The sequence below is a fragment of the Psychrobacillus sp. genome, assembly GCF_056205495.1.
The window spans coordinates 1-3317 of sequence record NZ_JBAEAP010000103.1 but is presented as its reverse complement, the minus strand read 5'-3'; the positions used below and the strand labels follow the sequence as shown (position 1 = coordinate 3317).

Genomic DNA, 3317 nt, shown 5'->3' with positions numbered 1-3317 from the left:
ATCGGCTAAAGCCCTTACTACTGAACGGTTAAAGCTCTACTTAGGTAATGCGGATTATTCCATTCTTAACTCAGATACTAGTTTTCCAGATCATGTACTCTCTACGGTCTTGAAAAACGAAGGAGTAGAAGAAGCCACAGGCCTTATGCACCGTCAATCCAGCATTGAATTAGAAGACGTCCATCGCGTAGCCGAGAGTCGTCTGCGTCTAACAGGACTCAGTTCTTTGAATAACAAACTTTTAGAGCTAGAGGTAATCAGTGGAAACCTTCAAAATGAGGGAATTATTATCCCAAGGAGCACAGCAGATCTTTGGAATCTAAAAAACGGAGACTCTGTTTCTCTTTTATTTCCTTCAGGAAAGAAGGAAATAAAAGTAGCTGCTGTCGTTAAAGATACTCCTCTTTTAGAGGGACCAATTAGTTGGGATGAGGCAAGCAATAAAAATTGGCGTGCCCTTGCTACAATTAATCAGGTACAGGGATGGTTTGACGAGATTGGAAAAATCGATGAAATTCGAATGAAATTCGATGATTCCGTTATGCCTAAAACAATTATAGATTCATTGCGTCAGGGCATTCAGATGGAGTCTTTACATTTTCAAAAAATTGTTCTTGATGAAAAGCAGACAAATCAACTTGATGACTTATATTTTATGCTATATGTAGTTGGTGGATTGGCCATGTTACTCAGTGCCTTTATCCTGTACAATACTCTTAATGTGAGCGTGATTGAGCGTAAGGAAGAAATTGCAATTATGAAAACCATTGGATATACCCCTACCCAAATAAGAGCACTATTCCTCATTGAAGTGGCCATCCTTGCTTTTATAGGAATTTTAATAGGAATCCCTACCGGCTTTTTATTAGCTTCTTTTTTACAAGAAGGTCTATTCAGTTCATTTCAGACAAACCTTGATTTTATGATGCACTACACATTTGCTTTACCTTTATCCATTCTATTAGGTGTTCTGATACCTTTAATTGCATCCATTATTCCAGTCAACAATGCCAGTAAGGTAGATATCATCAGTAGTTTGAAGTCATTCCCACAAGTTGAAAAGAACAATCCAAAAATAAGGATGATTGCAGGCTGTATCTTATTAGTCGGTATTTTCATCCCTCATACAGTTTCCATTGCTTTATTATTTATCTCTTTTATTCTGCTTTCCCCTCTGTTTATGAGCCTATCAATTAAAGGTTTTCAACGCTTACGTATATTTGGTTATGAAGGTAAAATTGCAGGAAATAATGTGAAACGGACCATCCATCGTTCCGCTAACATGTCTTTAATTCTTGCTCTGCCAATTTGTATAGGACTCTTAGTTTCATCCGTATTTAGTTCACTTGAGAAGAATGTAAATAAAGAGATTAGCCGATCATTCGGGGGAGAAATACAAATTAGTTCGGACAAACCCTTAACTGGAAGGACGATGAATCGAATAAATAGCATCGATGGAGTCGATGTGACAACTTCCTATAGGGAAAAAAAAGTGACTTGGTTGACCAACAATGAGGATCGGGAGTTTACTATTATTAGCTCAAATCTGAGTTGGTATAAGGATAATCCCCTATTTTATAGTACGAACCCCTCTAATCATTCTCACCTTCAAAATCTCAAACAGAATGAGGGAATTATACTCGGAGACTATGCTTTTAGAGAATGGGGAGGAAAAATTGGAGAAGAAATTACTATCCTTAAGAATGGATTACCGGAGCAGATAAAGGTATTAGGAAAAGTGAACACTACTCAATATGGAGGATATACGGCTTTTATGTCAGATGAGTTTTTCTCACAATCCTTTCAGGACGTCCCGCCCTTGAAAGGACTAATTACTCTTACTCATTCCTCTGATGAAAAAAAGGTTAAAGATGCATTATTAGATACTCTTCCTTTTGAGATTAGTAGCATTCAAACATTAGGAGAGGAAATCCGTAAACAACAGCGGGCTTTACCCGGCGTAAAGTCTCTATTCGATGGGCTTCTTTTAATGGCTATCATCGTCGCAGGTATTGGTATCCTTAATACGTTAACGATAAATGTTATGAATCGAATGAGAGAAATTGGTGTGATGCGTGCGGTTGCATTCACATCCTATCAAATCTATAAAACTATCATTGGCGAAGGGCTCATCATCGGAGTAACCGGAGTTGTAACTGGCATATTACTTGGTATTATGACCATTTACTTAAATGCAAAATCGACAACGGATACATTGATTGAATTCATTTTACCCACAAACACGGTTTTCCTATCTATTTTAGCCGGTATCCTTGTCAGCTGTGTTGCAGCCTTTCTTCCCTCTTATAGAGCGACAAAAGCAAAACTAGTTGAATCTATGAGCCAAGAATGATTTTTTGAGGAATGAGGTATTTCAATGTCCGTAAAACATGCCATATTGACTCTCTTATCCCAGTCTCCTCGTCATCGTTACGACATAAAGGTATCCTTCGAGAGTATGGTGCATAAACAATGGAACTTAAATTCAGGCCAAATTTACACGACCATTGACCGTCTCATAAGAGACGGATTTGTCCAGGAGACACAAGAAGAAAAATCAGAACTAAAAGTTTATTGTATTACCGAAAATGGATTGGATGAAGTCCAACAGTGGCTAATGGAACCAAATGAAATGTCCCTTTTACATGATGAATTTTTTTTCAAACTACTTTGTGCAAAAGAACTAAATTTCAGTCATCTGACTGAGATGGTTAAACAACAAAAAAAAATGATAATTAAAAGCATTCTTCAACTACAGCAATTAAGAAAAAGTATTGATTATAGCGAGGAAAATGATGCTATCCATTACTTAATCGACGGAAAAATTCTTCATTTGGAGGCTGATATAAAATGGATGGATATGTTTCCCGAAAAATAAGGAGGTATGATAGATATGGATTTTATTCTTGAAAATAAATGGGCATTTTTAATTACTGCAGAGGTAATATTTTGGGTATCCACTTTAGGCTTTTTAATCCTGAGGTATTGGTTTAAGTTTGAAAAGGTCAGCCTCGTCTTCTTTTTCATCTTTATTATCAATGATCTTTGGATTGCAACCATGGGATTCATGGATTATTTAAAAACGGGGGAATTTTCGAGTTATCAAATAGTCATATTAATTGTGATTGTATATGCTCTTACGTATGGTAAAGCAGATTTCAGAAGACTCGATCGCTTCATGCAGATAAAAATTGCCAAGTTAAAGAAGGAACCTGTTCCAGAAATAGACCAACACAAGGAACTTTACGGTATAGAATATGCTAAACAAGAATGGAAACAAGTTCTAGGGCATATTCTTATTTTCTCTATCGTGCATG

General features: G+C 36.7%; 2 protein-coding genes and 1 pseudogene. All 3 read left to right on the top strand.

Annotated elements, in window-relative coordinates; translation table 11 throughout:
* On the top strand, nucleotides 1-2353 hold a 2353-nt coding region (locus tag AC06OU_RS03175), incomplete at its 5' end, for an ABC transporter permease (RefSeq protein ID WP_475853923.1).
* A 24-nt stretch (nucleotides 2354-2377) separates the two neighbouring features.
* On the top strand, nucleotides 2378-2878 hold the full coding sequence (locus AC06OU_RS03170; protein ID WP_475853921.1) for a PadR family transcriptional regulator: 501 nt from the start codon (nucleotides 2378-2380) through the stop codon (nucleotides 2876-2878).
* 15 nt (nucleotides 2879-2893) lie between these two features.
* Nucleotides 2894-3317: pseudogene (locus AC06OU_RS03165) on the top strand (hypothetical protein); the annotation flags it as partial.